Genomic DNA, 15,989 nt, shown 5'->3' with positions numbered 1-15,989 from the left:
TCAACTGTCAACTGTCAACTGTCAACTGTCAACTGTCAACTGTCAACTGTCAACTTCCTTAATGGTAGTTTTTTGTTCCAAAATCTCCTTAACCACCAGAGTAACAACAGCTAACAAACCGAGAACTACCGCCGCCGAAAATGCTGCTTGCGTCGCGTACTGCTTGTAAGCATCCTCTACAAACAAAGGCAAAGTCTGAGTTTTTTTAGCAATATTTCCCGATACCACAGAAACAGCTCCAAATTCTCCCATTGCTCTAGCATTTGTCAAAATTACACCGTAAAGCAAGCCCCAGCGAATATTTGGTAACGTCACATTCCAGAAGATTTGCCAATCATTTGCTCCCAAAGTTTTCGCCGCTTCTTCTTGATCGGTTCCTACTTCTTCCAAAACAGGAATTACTTCGCGGGCGACAAAAGGTAGAGTAACAAAAGCTGTAGCCAGAACCATTCCAGGGAAGGCAAAGATAATCTTAATTCCGCCACTTTCCAGCCACGGCCCAAACCATCCTAGGCGACCGTAAAGCAGTACAATCATTAAACCTGCAACTACGGGAGATATGGCAAACGGCACGTCTAAAATGGTGATTAATAGGGTGCGTCCTGGAAATTTATTGCGGCCGATTACCCAAGCTGCACACAAACCAAATACTGTGTTTATAGGTACAACTATCAAAGCAATTAGCAGGGTAAGCTGTGCAGCCGATAAAAAATCTGGTGAGGTTAAATTGGCGAAAAATGGCTCGAATCCCTTTTTGAAAGCTTGGTAAAAAACGTTGAGGGCTGGGATAAATAAGACGAGGCCGAGATAGGCGATCGCAATTGAGATTAAAGTTGGCTTTACCCAGGCTTTTTCTTTGCTGCGCGACGAAGAACCAACCGGAGGAAGCGGGTAATTTTCTGAGGGGTTGAGTTCAGCCGTCATAGCGTCTTCTCCATGCTTGTAAAACATTAATTGCGAACAACATTGCTAGGGAAATGCCTAACATCACAGTGCCGATAACTGTAGCTCCTGCATAGTCGTATTGTTCCAATCTTTGGAAAATTAACACCGGAGCAATTAAATCTTTAAACGGTACGTTAGCTGCTACAATTACCGTCGAACCGTACTCGCCAACTGCTCGGGAAAATCCGAGAGCAACTCCGGTTAAAATTGACGGAAATAGCGGCGGTAAAACTACTCGCCAAAAGGTTTGAAATTGAGATGCTCCTAAGCACCAAGCTGCTTCTTCGATGTCTTTTTCCATTTCGTGTAAAACTGGCTGTACAGTCCGCACGATGAAGGGTAAGGAAATAAAGATCATGGCTATTCCTACGCCTAAGCGAGTGAATGATATTTTGATTCCAAAGGGTGCAAATAGGGAACCGATCCAGCCGTTATCGCTGTAAACTGTGGCGAGGGTTAAACCTGCGACGGATGTTGGTAGCGCAAAGGGTAAATCGACTGCTGCATCGACAATGCGTTTTAAGGGAAAGTCGTACCGGACTAATACCCAGGCGATTAATGTGCCGAAAACTCCGTTGATTAGGGCTGCTATTAATGATGTGACGAAGGTGACATCGTAGGCGGAAAGGGCGATCGGGCTGGTGGCTATTTTCCAAAATTCGCCGGGGTTTGCTGTGCTGGCTTTTAGCAGCATGGCTGTGACTGGGAGAAATAGCATGAGGCTGAGGTAGCCGATGGTGATTCCCCAAGGTAGTGTGATGAGGCCGATCGCTCTTTTGATATTCTGAATAGGAGATTGAGGGTTATTGGTTGGAGATGATACAGACATTTTGATTGAGTATTTATTTGTTGGTATTCAGGACTTTAGTCCTTAGTCCTCAGAGTTTGTAGTAAGGACTTTAGTCCTTAAAGATGAGGACTGAAGTCCTCACTACGAACAATGAAAAATACAATTTGTAGTAAGGACTTTAGTCCTTAAAGATGAGGACTCAAGTCCTCACTACGAACCAGTGCTGATGGAATTAGCGTTTAATCGAGCCTTGGATTTTGTCAAACGCGGCTCCGTCATCAAAGAATTTCTTTTGAATGTCTCCCCAACCTCCCAAATCTTGAGCTGTAAATAGGGTTTTGACGGCGGGATATTTTTGGACAAATTCTGCTTCGGCGGCGACTGTCGCATCTACTGGGCGAAATCCTGAAGCGGCAAATTCTCGCTGGGCTTCTGGAGTGTACAGATATTTGACAAATGCTTCGGCGACTTCGCGGGTACCGTGTTTGTCCACGTTTTTATCGACGATGGCAACGGGATTGTCGATCGACACATTCACATCGGGAATAATATAACTCGGTTTTTCGCCTTTCTGACCTGCCAAAATAATCTCGTTTTCGTAGTTGATTAAGGCGTCGCCTTGGCCTTGTTTGAAAAATACATCGGTGGCTTCGCGGGCATCTTTGGTAAGAATCGGAACGTTTTTGTAGACTTTGGTGGTAAAGTCTAATGCTTTGGTGTCGTCTCCTCCGGTTTTGAGAATCGAACCCCAAAGTGCTAGAAAGTTCCAGCGAGCAACTCCTGAGGTTTTGGGATCGGCGGTGATCAATTTCACTCCGTCTTTGCCTAAATCTTCCCAGGTTTTAATGCCTTTGGGATTACCTTCGCGGGTGACTATTGCTGCTACGGATTTGCTGACAATTCCTTCGTTGGGGACTTCTTTTTCCCAGCCCGGTTGGATGAGTCCGGCTTTCTCGATTTTGGCGGTGTCGAGGGCGAGGGCTAGGTGTACGATGTCTGCTTCTAATCCGTCAATTACTGCTCTGGTTTGGGAACCGGAACCGCCGTAACTTTGGCTGAAAGTGACGGTTTGTCCTTTTTCTTTTTGCCATTGTTCGATAAATTTGGGAATTATCGCTTCGTGGGCGGCTTTGGTGACGGCGAAGGAAACGAGGGTTAATTCTACTTTGCCTTTGTTGGCTGCTGGGCTAGCAGGGCCTGAAGTCGCTGTTGGGTTGCTGGGAGTTCCCTGCTGGCAGGAGACAATTGCCAGACTTAAAGTTATTCCGACTACAAATAGCGACACAAATCTTTTAAGTGCACTCAGCGATCGATTTTTGCCAGTTGGTAGCTGTTGTGTACGCTGAAATTGTTGAGTTAGGTGTTCCCACGGGCTCATTATATTTGTTTCCTTAATTAAAGTACGGTTATCTGGTCGGAATACCGTAATTATGGTTGTGAAGTACGATTATAGACAAGCGCGGGTAAAAATGGCAACAAAAAAAATGAATTTGGGGGGTGAGAGTCGATCGAATATCCTCAAGTCTTTACCCTCGGTGCTTTCGATTCAGATTCGGCATAAAATGTAAACCGTATAAACACTATGATTGAGTTAAGGTGCTAAGCTTCTGCGACTGTACGATACGCCTTACGGATACGCTAGCTCAGCTCAAAAACGGATACCGTGCCACGACAATCGTCGCGAGCAGACTCAAGTTCTAGCTGCCAGATTCATCTGTGGAGTAAATTTAAAATCTAAAATCTAAAATAGATCGCCCAAATGTAAGGCCGTGCTAAGAGTTTGTACCCAGCGGGATACGCCTGAGTAGCAAAGAAGCGGAGTAATTCAAGGGAAACGGAGTAATTCGGAGTACCCTGCTACACCAGATTTCACACACACCAAGAGTGTGATAGTCGCTTACGGGTCATGACTCAATGAATTCGGGCAAGATTCAAGCGTCGGGGGAGGAACATCGCGTAGCTTCTGAACGTGGAACACCGCACCCTGGTAACAAGCCTGTAAGCCAATCGATGCAAACATTACCAAGTCCTGAGATGCAGAAATGCAAATTCAAGCTAATTACGTTTTCCTGTTGAATCACGACAGGACGTTCCTCAACATGGTGCATCCAGCTCGTGCTAGAGAGCTGTTGACCAAACAAAAAGCAGCGGTGTACAGATCCTATCCGTTTGCGATCGTCCTCAAGCAACAGATTCTCAATCCCACACTCAAACCCTATCGGCTCAAAATAGATCCAGGTTCTAAATGGACGGGTTTCGCCATTCAATGCGGTGAAGATATTGTCTTCGGCATGGAACTCAAGCATCGAGGATTGCAAATTAGCGCTGACCTCAAACAACGGGCTAGCGTGCGAGGCGATCGGCGTTCGCGCAATCTTAGATATCGAGCAAAGCGTTTTAATCGAAAGCAGCCTACAGGATGGTTAGCCCCCAGCTTGCGACATAGAGTTCAAACGGTAGAAACTTGGATTAAGCGATTCATGCGCTACAGTCCCATCACTGAGATTGAGATTGAGCAAGTCCGGTTTGACACACAACTGATGCAGAATCCTGAGATTAGTGGAGTGCAATATCAAGCGGGTGAACTGGCTGGCTATGAAGTGAAGCAATATCTACTAGAAAAGTGGGAACAAAAATGCTCGTACTGCGGTGCAACCGATGCCCCCCTGGAAGTAGAACACATTCAGGCTAAATCAAAAGGTGGGTCAAACCGAGTAAGCAACCTTGCTCTTTCCTGTGTTCCGTGCAACCAGAAGAAGGGGAATCGCGATATCCAAGATTTCCTTTCGGGCAAACCCGACCTGCTGCAACGTATTCTTGCACAAGCCAAGCAACCCCTTAAAGATTCAGCAGCAGTGAATTCAACCCGTTTTGCCATTGTCAGGATGGCAAAAGAGCTATGCGACACGGTGAAGTGTTGGACGGGCGGCAGAACTAAATTCAACCGCACTCAACAGGGCTTAGAGAAGTCACATAGTATTGATGCCGGGTGTGTCGGGAAATCTGGTCGCTCGATTCAATTGAGAACAACTCAGCCCCTGATTGTCACGTGTTTTGGGCACGGGACAAGGCAGGAAATACGAGTCAACAAACACGGGTTCCCAGCAGTGAAAAATACACGAGTACGATACAAGCACGTCAAAACAGGCGATACAGTTAAGTTCACGTTGGATACTGACCGCAAGAATGTCAAAGCCGGAACCTATACGGCACGAGTAAAAACACCTACCGCAAAGGGTTTTGAGGTTTTAATTAATCAGTTTCGTATTGGATTTTCTACCATAAAAAACGTGAAGTTTATTCACCGACAGGACGGCTACTCATATCGATTTTAGTTCACTCCGTTTCACCCCGGAATACTCCGATATTCTGCTATCTAGTAATTAGACTGGCTGCTTGTCGGCCACAAAGTAAGAAAAAGTTTTAACTGGTATGTCATTACCCCGCCCCGTCTCAGACACCCTAATTGAACTGTTGAAGCCTGTAGCCTGCGAATTGGGAGAAAGATTGGGAGCAAGCGCTGTCAACGAGCGCTATGCAGAAATAGAGCCGTCTGGTTCTTCGGCTTTGAACCAGCAAATCAAAAAAGACCCCCGCTGGATTAAAGCACAAGTGAAATATTTGCAGCGACAGCAGGCCCGAGAACAAGAGTTAATTGCGATCGCCAGTACAGAAGAAGAATGGGTAAAGGAAGAACGCGCCAATCGAATTAAATCAGAAGAAGTCAGAGATAAGCGGGCAATTAGCCGACTTTCCCGTGAGTTAATGCGGGAGTTTCAATCAGAAGCAATTCGAGTCAAGCTGAGCGAAATTCAAACAATTTGGGACAAAGATAACTGGTTTTCTAATTTGAGCAGACAGGAAACCGAACAGATTTTGCAGCAGCAGCAGCACCGATTGCTGCTGTTAGTTGCTCCGGCAAAAATTAGCCAAGATTGCCCAGATTCATTCCGCAACAATCTAAATATCGAGCTGCCGGCTAAGTTGAGAACTTTTTTGAACCAGCACTACCCACAGCACGGAGAATCCTGTCCGGTTCAGTTTTACGGAGATTATTTCAAAAAATCGATTTCTGATATTGATGTGGAGCGATTGCAGAGTGTGTTATCTCCGGTGCCTACAGCGATACTGTACAGCGATATCAGCGATTATGAAGTGAATTTTCATGTGGGTTTTTGGGGGATTATCAATCAGAGCGTTTCTCTAGTGGCGATGCAGCCCTGGAACTGGGAAGAGGTCGATAGCCAGTTGGAGGCTGAGGGTAAAGATGAAAAGGTGAGACTGCGGATTATCAGGCAAATAATTGTGACTATTCACAAATTATTAGCCGGATTTTTAGCAGATTTGTATTATTTAAATATTGATTTTACTCACGAACCTCAATTATTTAATTTAGAGGCGGAATTTGCGCAGGAATGGTTTTCTAAAGATTGGGTTCTACCGTATATTGAAACTCTTAAAGAAATTCAGGAGCAGCAGCGAATAACCTATAAAGGAGAGATGCGGCGGCTGGCGGTGCGAGAGGCAAAAGCTAGGGCCGAACGCAAGCGTTTGGAGGAGGAAGAACTCAAACGCAGAGAGGAAGCTGAGGCTGTCGCTAAGCGGGCGCAGGAATTAGCTCACAAATTTAAAAATCTGAAATGGCGGTGCGCGCACACGCTACCGGGACATTCATCCTTTGTGAATTCTCTAGCGATTAGTCCTGATGGCAAAATTCTGGCTAGCGGGAGTTGGGATAAAACTATTAAGATTTGGAATTTACAAACAGGAGATTTAATTGGCACTTTGACGGGACATTCCGATCGCGTAAATTCGGTGGCTATTAGCTCTGACGGAAAAATGTTGGTCAGCGGCAGTTCCGACGAAACAATTAAGTTTTGGAATTTGTACAACGGCGATTTGTTATGTACTTTTCCGGGACATTCGATGGAGGTGAATTCCGTGGCGATTAACCCGAAGGGGCAGGTAATTGCTAGCTGCGGCGGGGCTGATAATACGATTAAGCTGTGGAATTTGCGGACGGGTGAGTTGCTGCGGACTTTGAGGGGTCATTCTGATAATGTGAATACGGTGGTTTTTAGCCCGGATGGTAAGATATTGGCGAGCGGCAGTTCGGATGCGACGAGTAAGGTTTGGGATGTGGAAAGCGGTAAGTTGATGCGGACTCTTTCGGGTGTGAATGTTGGGGTTAATTCTGTGGCGATCGCACCTGACGGTCAGATTCTGGCTAGCGTCAGCAATGATTATACGATTAAGCTGCGAAATTTGCACACGGGCAGTTTGTTGCGGATTTTAAATCCTAATTCTGCGAGGGGAAAGGGTGTCGCAAATTTAGGGATGAATGAGGCGCTGCATATTTTGCAGAATTATGTGAGTCGGGGCGATTCGGTTGCTATTAGTCGGGATGGTTTGACTTTGGCTAGCGGCTGCGATGATAATACGATTAATATTTGGAGTTTGCAGACGGGAGAGCTGTTGAGCACTCTTAAGGGACATTCGGGTACGGTATACTCGGTGGCGATCGCACCTTCGGGCAATTTGCTCGCTAGCGGTAGCGCGGATGAGACAATTAAGATTTGGCGTTGCGATTAGGCATTAGTCCTTAGTCCTTAGTCCTTAGTCCTTAGTTTAGATAATCTGCTTTGGCTGGGAGCCCGCCCGGTTTAAAGCCCGCAGCGAGAAGTTCAACAAAATTTACCCACGGGGGCTAGAAACCGGGTTTCTACGAAAAATTTGGGTTTGATAACGAGAAATATCGGCAGAAACCCGGTTTCTGGGGTCTAGGTGCGCCGGGGAGACGAAAAACCGGGTTTCTACGAAAAATTTGGGTTAAGTAACGAGAAATATCGGCAGAAACCCGGTTTCTGGGGTCTAGGTGCGTCCAAGACTCTAAAACACGACGGCCCAATTTAGCTCAAGAGACAATAATTTCGGTTCTGCCCTTACCGGAAGCGGTTTTGGGCGAATTTAAAAAAAAGTTGGCTGGGGGGGTTGCGCTAATGGCGATAAGTTTGCTATATTTAATTTCGCTGCTGGTGTAACTCAGTTGGTAGAGTAGCTGATTTGTAATCAGCCTGTCGCAAGTTCGAGTCTTGTCACCAGCTTTATAAGCAGAATTAGGTGTTTGTAGTAAGGAATGCGAGTCCTCTTGTTTTAAAGAGGACTCGCATTCCTCACTACGAACTAAAGGCGGCGCAGGCTTTTCTCAACCAGGCGATTGTTGCTGCATCAAATACTGGTGAGAGTTTCTCGATTACTGAAGCGTGATAGTTGTTCAACCATTGTAATTGAGTTGTTGACAGCCGATCGACATTTATCAATTTTTGCTCGAACGGAATATACGTCAGCGGTTCAAATCCGTACCAAGCCGTACCGTTTTTAGACGGCATTTCCCTGACAACATAGAGATTTTCGAGGCGAATTCCGCCCCAGCCCGGTTCGTAATATCCCGGTTCGATACTCGTTACCATTCCCGGTTCGAGGGGATATTGGACAAATTTGCTGATACCGTTGGGGCCTTCGTGACCGGCTAAAAATGCGCCGACTCCGTGGCCCGTGCCATGTCCGTAGTCTAGCTGTTGTTGCCATAATACCGCACGGGCGATCGCATCTAACTGCGATCCGGTTGTACCTTTGGGGAATTGCTGCATGGCACAGTTGATGTGTGCTATCAAAACTGTGGTGTAGTGTTCGATTTGCTGCGTTGTCGGTTCCCCGATAACCATGGTTCTGGTGTCGTCGGTTGTCCCGGCTAGATACTGTGCGCCTGAGTCTAGCAGCAGTAATTCTCCGGGTTTGAGCGTGATTTCGGGGCTGGGAGTGCCGTAATGTACGATCGAGCTATTTGCTCCCGCACCTGCGATCGTTCTAAATGTTAAAATGTGAAAATCAGCTTCTTGCTGATAAAAATTTTCGATGCTTTCTTTAACATCAAACTCCGTCAATACACGATCGTTTTCGAGCTGTTCTGTCAACCACTTTAAAGTTAGAGTTTTAGCTCGACTTGCCTTAAAGTTAGCTGATTTCATCTGCTCGATTTCCACCGGATTTTTCCGAGCTTTCATCCCTTCTACGGGATTCTGCTCGAAAAGTATTTCGATGTTATTTTTAGCTTTTTGATGGTCTAAGATTAACTGATAACTACCTGCCGTGCTGTGTTTAGAGTCGAATAGCACCCGAACTTTTTTCGGTAAATTGACACAAGCTTCTAAAGTTGACGGATAATCTCCGTAGGGAAGCAAAGTTACATCCGGCAATAATTCTTGCTTGATTTGGAGTGAAACTCGTTCGAGGTTGGTAAACAAAAACGCTGCATCGGCCGTGAGAATGGCGTAGGATATAAAAATAGGAATGTGGGGAATATCCGAGCCTCGGAGATTGAACAGCCACGCTATTTGATTGAGGTTGGTAATCGGGAGTACATCGATGTTGGCTTTCTGCATCGCTTCCCTGACTCGGATTAATTTTTGGGTGCAGGTTTCTCCGGTCAGGGATGCTGGTAAGCTAAATATCGGAGATTCGTCAATCGCGGGTAAAGTCTCTGCTGTTTGTCGAACCTTGTCTGCTAAATTTTCCGGGATTGAGACGAGTTCAATTCCCGGTGTCGCAAATTTTTTGAGCCAATTTTGATATTGCTCTGTGGCTGCGGTAAACGGATCGAAACCGAATCTAATTTTAGTAGATTTTTGGGCGGATTCAGTTGCCAGTTTTTCTAAAATTTCAATTAAGCTTAAATTTCCTTCTAAACCAATTTTTGATATTTGAATCAGTGCCGCATCGACTTGCAATTCTGCTTGTTCGTAATACCGGGAATCCACAAACAACCAAGCCGAATTTTTGCCAACTAACAAATCGCCAGCCGAACCTGTAAAACCGGAAATCCAAGCTCGCCTCTGCTTGGCTGCTGGGACTGATAAATTCAAGTGTTCGTCAACTGCTGGGATAAAATAGCAATCTAAGTCATAGTTTGCCATCAAAACGCGCAAGTCAGAAAGTTTTTTGGAGGAGGCATTTTGAATGCTTGTATCTACTCTTAAGTTAGTTGCAACCATTTTTTTGTCTCCTATGTTACTTGTTTAAAATTGTCTTCAAACCTTTAACCAATCTCTGAATACCTGCGGTAGCGGTTGCTTTTGCCAGAGCACCGTAAGCAACCCGCAAATAGCAACCGCTATCCATGCCGAAGGTTGTACCGGGAAGCACTGCTACGTGATGTTCGCGAATTAATCGCTCTACTAATTCCATTGTATCGATCTGTGTCTCAACTTTCAAGAAAAAGTAGAAAGCTCCGGCGGCTGGGGAAATTGTACAGAGATTGGGGATGGTATTGAGTTCGTCTAATACGAGTTGGCGCACAAGTGCGATCGCCCTTACATGATTATCGCAGTAACCTCTACCAACTTGCAAGGCTCCCAAAGCTGCATACTGGGAAATTACGGGCGGACAAATTAAGATGGTATCTTGAATTTTCCTCACCGAAACCAGCAAATGCTGTGGAATTACCATATACCCGATGCGCCAACTTGCAAAACCGTAGGCTTTGGAAAGGGTGAACAGCGAAATTGTATGTTCGCTGCTGTTGGGAAAAGCTGCGGGCGAACAGTGTTTCGCGCCGTCATAGGTAAAATATTCGTAGGCTTCATCGCTGATGTGATAGATATTGTGTTGGCGGCAAATCTCGTTCACTTCCCGGAGAGATTCGGCAGAATAAACCGCGCCTGTTGGGTTGTTGGGTGAAATGGTGACAATTGCTCGCGTTTTGTCGGTGATTGCTTTTTTAATCGCAGCAATATTGAGTTGATAGTTGGCGTCGGTTTCTACAATCACGGGGCGGCAATTTGCCATGACAGCAGCCATTTCGTGGTTGAAATAATAAGGTGATTGGATGATAACCTCGTCTCCCGCTGAGGTGATAGCGAGGATGGCGTTGGTAAACCCCATATTGCTGCCGGCGGTAACGACAATACAGTTTTTGGTGTTAATTTCTATGCCGTTATCTGTTTTGAGTTTGGCTGCGATGGCGTTTTGTAATTCTGGGATTCCTTCGACGGCTTTGTATTTGTGATTGTCGGGATTTGCGAAGAAGTCGGGAATTTTGTCAAATGATTCTTGGGGCGGATTGTAGTAAACTATGCCTTGTCCTAAGGATATGGTTCCCGGATTTTGCCGGATTAGTTCGCCTACTACTGGGATAATTGGCGATTGTACTGATTGCATTCGAGTTGGGTAATTTTTCATTTAATTTAACTCTGTTTTTCCCATAAAAATTGTTTGTAGATAAGACGGCGGTTGAAACCGCGTCTACACAAGGGAAGTCCGCCGACGCGGACTGAAGAAAATAACTGAAGAAAACAACCTAATTTTAACTACCCAATCTTCAACCCGCGTCGGCGGGTTTTGCTTGTGTAGACGCGGTTTCAACCGCCGGGTCTTCTGAAGAAAATAACTGAAAAAAACAGCGTAATTTTTAACGGTCTGGTCTTCAACCCGCGTCGGCGGGTTTTGCTTGTGTAGACGCGGTTTCAACCGCCGGGTCTTCTAAGCTCTTTCAACTTCTATTCTAGAACCTTGCGGTGACTTAAATACTTTAACTTGTGCGGGCAATCTTTCGCCCAATCCTCTAACGTGGGTAATCACTCCAATCAGCCTTTCTCGCTGTCGCAATGATTCTAAAATTTGAGTGACGCTTTCGAGGGTTTCTGCATCTAAAGTGCCGAATCCTTCATCTAGAAACAAGCTACCCAGTTGAGTTCCTTGAGATAGTTTTTCAGATAAAGCTAAAGCCATTGATAGCGAAGTTGCGAAGGTTTCGCCGCCGGAAAGGGTGCGCACTCGTCTAGCTTCGCCGCCATTCCAATTATCTGTTACCCAGTATTCGCCGTCTTGGTTTTTTAACTTGTAGCGATTGTCGGTTAATTCTTGTAAAATTAAGGTGGCGCTGCCGACTAATTCTGCTTCTAAATGTTCTAAAATGTAGGATTGAAATTCGTTTGATTTGAGATTCTGCGCTAAGGTGTGATAGGTTTGCTCTTGTTCTGTGAAGTTGGTGATTTGCTGGGACAGTCTTTCGGCTTGTTCGAGGGTTTGGGCTGCTACTTGAATCCACACTAAAAGTTCGGCGCGCGAGTTGTTGGCTTGTTTGAAGTTTTCTTGGGCTGCGTGTTTTGCCGATCGCACTCGTGCTAAATTATTCTCATCGGTAGTTCTGCCTGCGATCGCCTCGCTTAAATCCTTCGCCCGTGTCTCCAACTGAATTTTTGACTCGCGCACAGACCGAATCGCTTTTTCCCACTGCGATTGTTCGCTAACTGGCGCCACCGCTGCTAAAAACGTCTCTTCGGTGAAATCAGCCGCTGTTAATTTTGCTAACCAATCCTGGTTTAACTGCTGCTTGCTAGCTTGCGCCCGTGCGTAAACCTCCCCCGCTTGTTGTTCTCTCTCCGCTGCTTGAATAGCGGTATTTTGAGCAGATTGATAAGATTGTTCGGCAACTTTCAGCCAATTTTCCAGCTCTTGCTTGCCTTCTGCTAAAGCTTTTGCTAAATTAGCATAGGGTTGATATTCCGTAATTTGATAAAGTGCATTCACACAACTTTGCAATTGCTGCTGGCGGCGGTCTGATTCGGCGATCGCATCTTGATATTCTTGGTGTTTAGCTGCCTTAGCCGCTGCGGCAAAATTAAATCTTTGTTCGTAATTATTATATTCCAGCGATGCGAGTTGGAATTGTTGCTCGGTTTCTCGGTATTGGCGATCGCTATCTGCTAGTATAACCAACTCCTGCTGCAACTGCAAGACTTCCCACTCACGAGTTTGTAGAACTAAAGTGATTTGCTGCTGCAACTGAGCAACTTTATTCGCCGTCAATTGCAATGTTTTAGCAATTTCCGATTGTTTTTGCTCGCAGGCTGAAACCGCACTTTTTCCCTCAGCCACAGCCATTTGAGCAGCTTGAAAAAATTGATTTGCAGCCGCAACGTTCCGGCGCAAAATGGCGACATCAACAATTTTTGAACTCGGCAAAGCAGGGAGCAAATCGCTCTCAGGATGCACGCCCCCGCACACCGGACAAGTATCCCCAGAATTCAGCGACATTCTGACAGCAGCCACGCTTTCTAGACGCGCCGCTTCGGCATTAGCAGCTTGGGCATATTCTAACTCAGCTTCGCACTCTTTCAGACTGATTTGGGCCCCTGCTAATTTAGTTGCAACCCCGACATAATTCTGTTGAGCAATTTCTTTCGATTCCAGAGCTTTTTTCAATTCTTCGTGCTGAGTTTGTCCCTGATTGATAATGAGCTGGATTTCCATCAATAAAGGTGCAATTTGTTGCAACTGTTCTAAACGGTCTCCTCCAGGCGCATACTGTTCGAGCAACGCCGCTGCTCTGGTAACTCGAAAACCCGCCGCCTGAATTTTAGTATTAGCAGCTTGCAGTTCTTTATCTGCTGCTTGAAAAAAGCGAAGTTTTTCCTGTTGATTCTTTTGTGCAATGGCAACTTCTTTCTCTAATTGAGCGCGCTGTTCTTCATATACTTTGGCAGCAGCCAGAGCATCTTCGCGAGCCTTTATTTGTGGCGCTAATTCCTCGGATTTGGCGCGGACAGCATCAAGTTTCTGCTGCTCTGTTGCTAGCTCGGAACGAGCTTTAATCAACTGCTCTCGCGATAATAAAGCTGCACTTTCGGCGGTTTCATGCTGACTGCGAGCGGCTCGCACTAAAGCCCAATCTCCCTGTAAATGGTTGGCAGCTTGTGCTTTTGCTAAACGTTGTGCTAAGATTGCGATCTCGGAGGAATTAGCATTTAACTTAGCCAAGTCTTGTTCGAGTTCTTGCCAGCGAGTGATTTGAGAAAATAGCTGTTCTTCTTCATCCACAGCCTTCTGAGCTTGGACAACAGCGCGATCGAACTCGGGTAACTGCTGCTCTAAAATCCAAAGTTGCGATCGTTTTAGCTCCACCTCAGCCTTCGAGGGTGCGCTCAACTCAGCTAGCTGTCTTTCCACCATTTCCCGTTCTTGTTTGAGCAACTTCGCGAGGTCGTTTGCTTCCTTGCGCATCTGCTCAAAAATCTCAAATCCTGCTAACTGGCGCAAAATTTCCCGGCGTTTTGAAGTATCTCCTTTAATAAATTCATCAAACTTGCCTTGAGGTAGAATAATCGCTCTGGTAAAAGTATCAAAATCCATTCCTAAAATCTGTTCAATAGTATTTTGAACAGCAACAATACTCGTCCCCAAAGTTTCCCAATCCCCATTTTGCCAAGTTTCCAAAATCACCTTATTCTCGGGAGATTTCGGACGAAAACGCCACCTCCGCGTCACCCGGTACTGTGCTAAACCTACAGTAAAACGCAACTGCACTTTTAAATTTTCGCTCCCTTGACTTGCCAAATCGCCTACTTGTTTACCGCTGCGAGTTGTCGTACCAAAAAGCGCGTAAGTCATGGCATCTAGCAGCGAAGATTTGCCCGCACCAGTAGCACCAGTAATTGCAAACAAATCGAGTTCAGAAAAATCTAAACGTTGTTCCCGGCGGAAGCTGGTAAATCCTTCGAGCAAAAGTTCTAGTGGACGCATACTGATTTTAGATTTTAGATTTTAGATTTGGGCATTGGGCATTGGGCATTGGGCATTGGCTTGCGCAGGGCATTGGCTTGCGCAGGGCATTTTTGCAATTATATTGTTCCGAGTGGTATGGGCTTTCTTAAGTTTGTTAGGGAGAACAGTTGACAGTGAACTCTACCTGGAAAGAAGAGGATTGGAGTAATGAATAGTCGGATTTTAATTTTTCCCTAAAAGGAGAGGCTTTAAACCAATTATTTTGGTAAAAATCCACCGATTACCAATTACCTATAGCGGTTCCCAAGAAAGTGAGGTATGCCCTCTTTGCCCGATTCCCGATTCCCGATGCCCATGAGTACCTCATATGAGAGCTCGAAAGGCTATATTTAACTATTAACTGTTTCCTTAAACTTTTTGTACAAATTCTCAAATCCCTCCAATACAGCGGGTTGTGGTGTCGTTCCCAAACGGTTTTGATAATAGTTGCAGAACTCTGCTGCTGGATCGAAATTGTTGGGATCGATATTAGTGCTCTCTGTTGGTTCTAGCGGTACATCCCGATAGCGCGGCTCAATTAACAGTGCTTGAGAACAGATTTGGCGGACGCGATCGGCTAATCCGATTTGTGGACTGTCCAATTCGACAATTACCTTCAAAAAACCAGGATGATACTGATGAGCTTCTAAAGTAGCATCGAGATTGTCATTATGACATTGAAGCACTTTTAACGGTTTGTGACAAGCCACAGGTCTAAATTCTACTTTGGCCTGACTTCCCGGCTCAACTTCGATCAAGCAAAATCCTTTTTCCTGTTCAGCTTCTCCAAAATCTAACTGAATTAAAGAACCAGAATAATAAGCGGGAGAATTCTTAGCAATCCGCTGGTGAATGTGGATGTGTCCCAGGGCAACATACTGAGCTTCTGGCGGCAGAGTTTGCGATGAGAGCAGGTATTTGTCTCGCGTGTAGTAAGCGACTTCTGATTTGGCCAAGCGAGCGCCGTCAATGCTCATGTGTCCCATCAGCATATTCACAGTATTGTCTCGAAAATCTGTCGTTAAATTTTGCAGTAAATCTGCTACAATCTCGCGGTAATCTTGACGGCGGTTGGCGTCGCCGGAGTGCCAGAGAGAATTGGCATCTAAGAGTCTTTGTTCGGAAGCAAAAGGCATTGCTCCCACGCACAGTTTACCACTTTTGGTATTCAGAGTAATCGTGCCGCCGTCTGCCGATCGCCTGGGTTTACCTAAAGCGCGAACGCCGGCAAGGGATAGCAGTTGGGCGATGCTGTCGATGCGCGATGCTGAATCGTGATTGCCGGCGATCGCAATTGCGGGAATTTCGGCGGCTTGGAGTTCGCAGAAAAATTGATAGGCAATGCGCTCAGCATAGGCTGGAGGGTTGGGAACGTCAAAAATGTCTCCGGCGACCAACACGGCATCGACATCGAGCTCTTTGGCTTGTTTCAATATTTGTTCTAGGGCGATCGCAATTTCAGAAGTGCGATCGATCCCTCGAAAACGCCGTCCCAAATGCCAGTCAGCAGTATGAATTATGCGCATAGTAAGTTCGGCAGTTGATAGTTGACAGTTGACAGTTGATAGTTGACAGAAGGGGTGCAGCGGATGAGTGCAAGGCAAATATGTTTGTAGGGGCGAAGCATGACCGTAGTCAATATGGGATTATAACT

9 protein-coding genes and 1 tRNA gene are annotated in these 15,989 nt (G+C 45.8%); 3 read left to right on the top strand and 7 right to left on the bottom strand.

Features of this window, described 5'->3' with window-relative positions; genetic code table 11:
* Positions 1 to 42: 42 nt before the first annotated feature.
* From cysW to QT974_RS16770, 3 genes are all read right to left on the bottom strand, one after another.
* Complete coding sequence (gene cysW / locus QT974_RS16780; RefSeq protein WP_333469578.1) at positions 43 to 924, bottom strand: sulfate ABC transporter permease subunit CysW; 882 nt, start codon at positions 922 to 924, stop codon at positions 43 to 45.
* Entirely contained in the window at positions 914 to 1,774 is an 861-nt protein-coding gene (gene cysT, locus QT974_RS16775) for a sulfate ABC transporter permease subunit CysT (protein ID WP_333469577.1), read from the bottom strand. Before cysT ends, cysW begins: the two co-directional genes overlap by 11 nt.
* Before the next feature lie 193 nt (positions 1,775 to 1,967).
* The gene (locus tag QT974_RS16770) at positions 1,968 to 3,113 is read right to left on the bottom strand and encodes a sulfate ABC transporter substrate-binding protein (protein WP_333469576.1); all 1,146 of its coding nucleotides are present in this window, start codon (positions 3,111 to 3,113) and stop codon (positions 1,968 to 1,970) included.
* A gap of 664 nt (positions 3,114 to 3,777) precedes the next feature.
* On the opposite strand from QT974_RS16770, the gene iscB reads away from it, so the two are divergent.
* From iscB to QT974_RS16755, 3 genes are all read left to right on the top strand, one after another.
* Positions 3,778 to 5,070 carry an RNA-guided endonuclease IscB gene (iscB, locus tag QT974_RS16765; RefSeq protein ID WP_333469575.1) on the top strand — a complete coding sequence of 431 codons (1,293 nt, stop codon included), beginning with the start codon at positions 3,778 to 3,780 and terminating at the stop codon, positions 5,068 to 5,070.
* A gap of 97 nt (positions 5,071 to 5,167) precedes the next feature.
* Positions 5,168 to 7,327 (top strand): WD40 repeat domain-containing protein, encoded by a 2,160-nt coding sequence (locus tag QT974_RS16760; protein ID WP_333469574.1) that lies wholly within the window; start codon positions 5,168 to 5,170, stop codon positions 7,325 to 7,327.
* Between the two features lie 439 nt (positions 7,328 to 7,766).
* Positions 7,767 to 7,839: transfer RNA gene (locus QT974_RS16755), tRNA-Thr, on the top strand.
* A gap of 72 nt (positions 7,840 to 7,911) precedes the next feature.
* On the opposite strand, the gene QT974_RS16750 is transcribed toward QT974_RS16755, so the two are convergent.
* The 4 genes from QT974_RS16750 to QT974_RS16735 form a co-directional block, all read right to left on the bottom strand.
* A complete protein-coding gene (locus tag QT974_RS16750; protein WP_333469573.1) occupies positions 7,912 to 9,786 on the bottom strand; it encodes an aminopeptidase P family protein in 1,875 nt (624 codons plus the stop codon).
* Between the two features lie 16 nt (positions 9,787 to 9,802).
* Positions 9,803 to 10,972 carry a pyridoxal phosphate-dependent aminotransferase gene (locus QT974_RS16745; protein WP_333469572.1) on the bottom strand — a complete coding sequence of 390 codons (1,170 nt, stop codon included), beginning with the start codon at positions 10,970 to 10,972 and terminating at the stop codon, positions 9,803 to 9,805.
* A gap of 300 nt (positions 10,973 to 11,272) precedes the next feature.
* Entirely contained in the window at positions 11,273 to 14,314 is a 3,042-nt protein-coding gene (locus tag QT974_RS16740) for an SMC family ATPase (RefSeq protein WP_333469571.1), read from the bottom strand.
* Positions 14,315 to 14,685: 371 nt separating this feature from the next.
* The gene (locus QT974_RS16735) at positions 14,686 to 15,861 is read right to left on the bottom strand and encodes a metallophosphoesterase family protein (protein ID WP_333469570.1); all 1,176 of its coding nucleotides are present in this window, start codon (positions 15,859 to 15,861) and stop codon (positions 14,686 to 14,688) included.
* Positions 15,862 to 15,989: the final 128 nt, after the last annotated feature.

It is taken from the genome of Microcoleus sp. BM001215392 (assembly GCF_036700185.1).
Lineage (GTDB): Bacteria > Cyanobacteriota > Cyanobacteriia > Cyanobacteriales > Microcoleaceae > Microcoleus.
The sequence above is the reverse complement of the archived record's forward strand: the minus strand, read 5'-3'. Positions and strand labels throughout refer to the sequence as shown.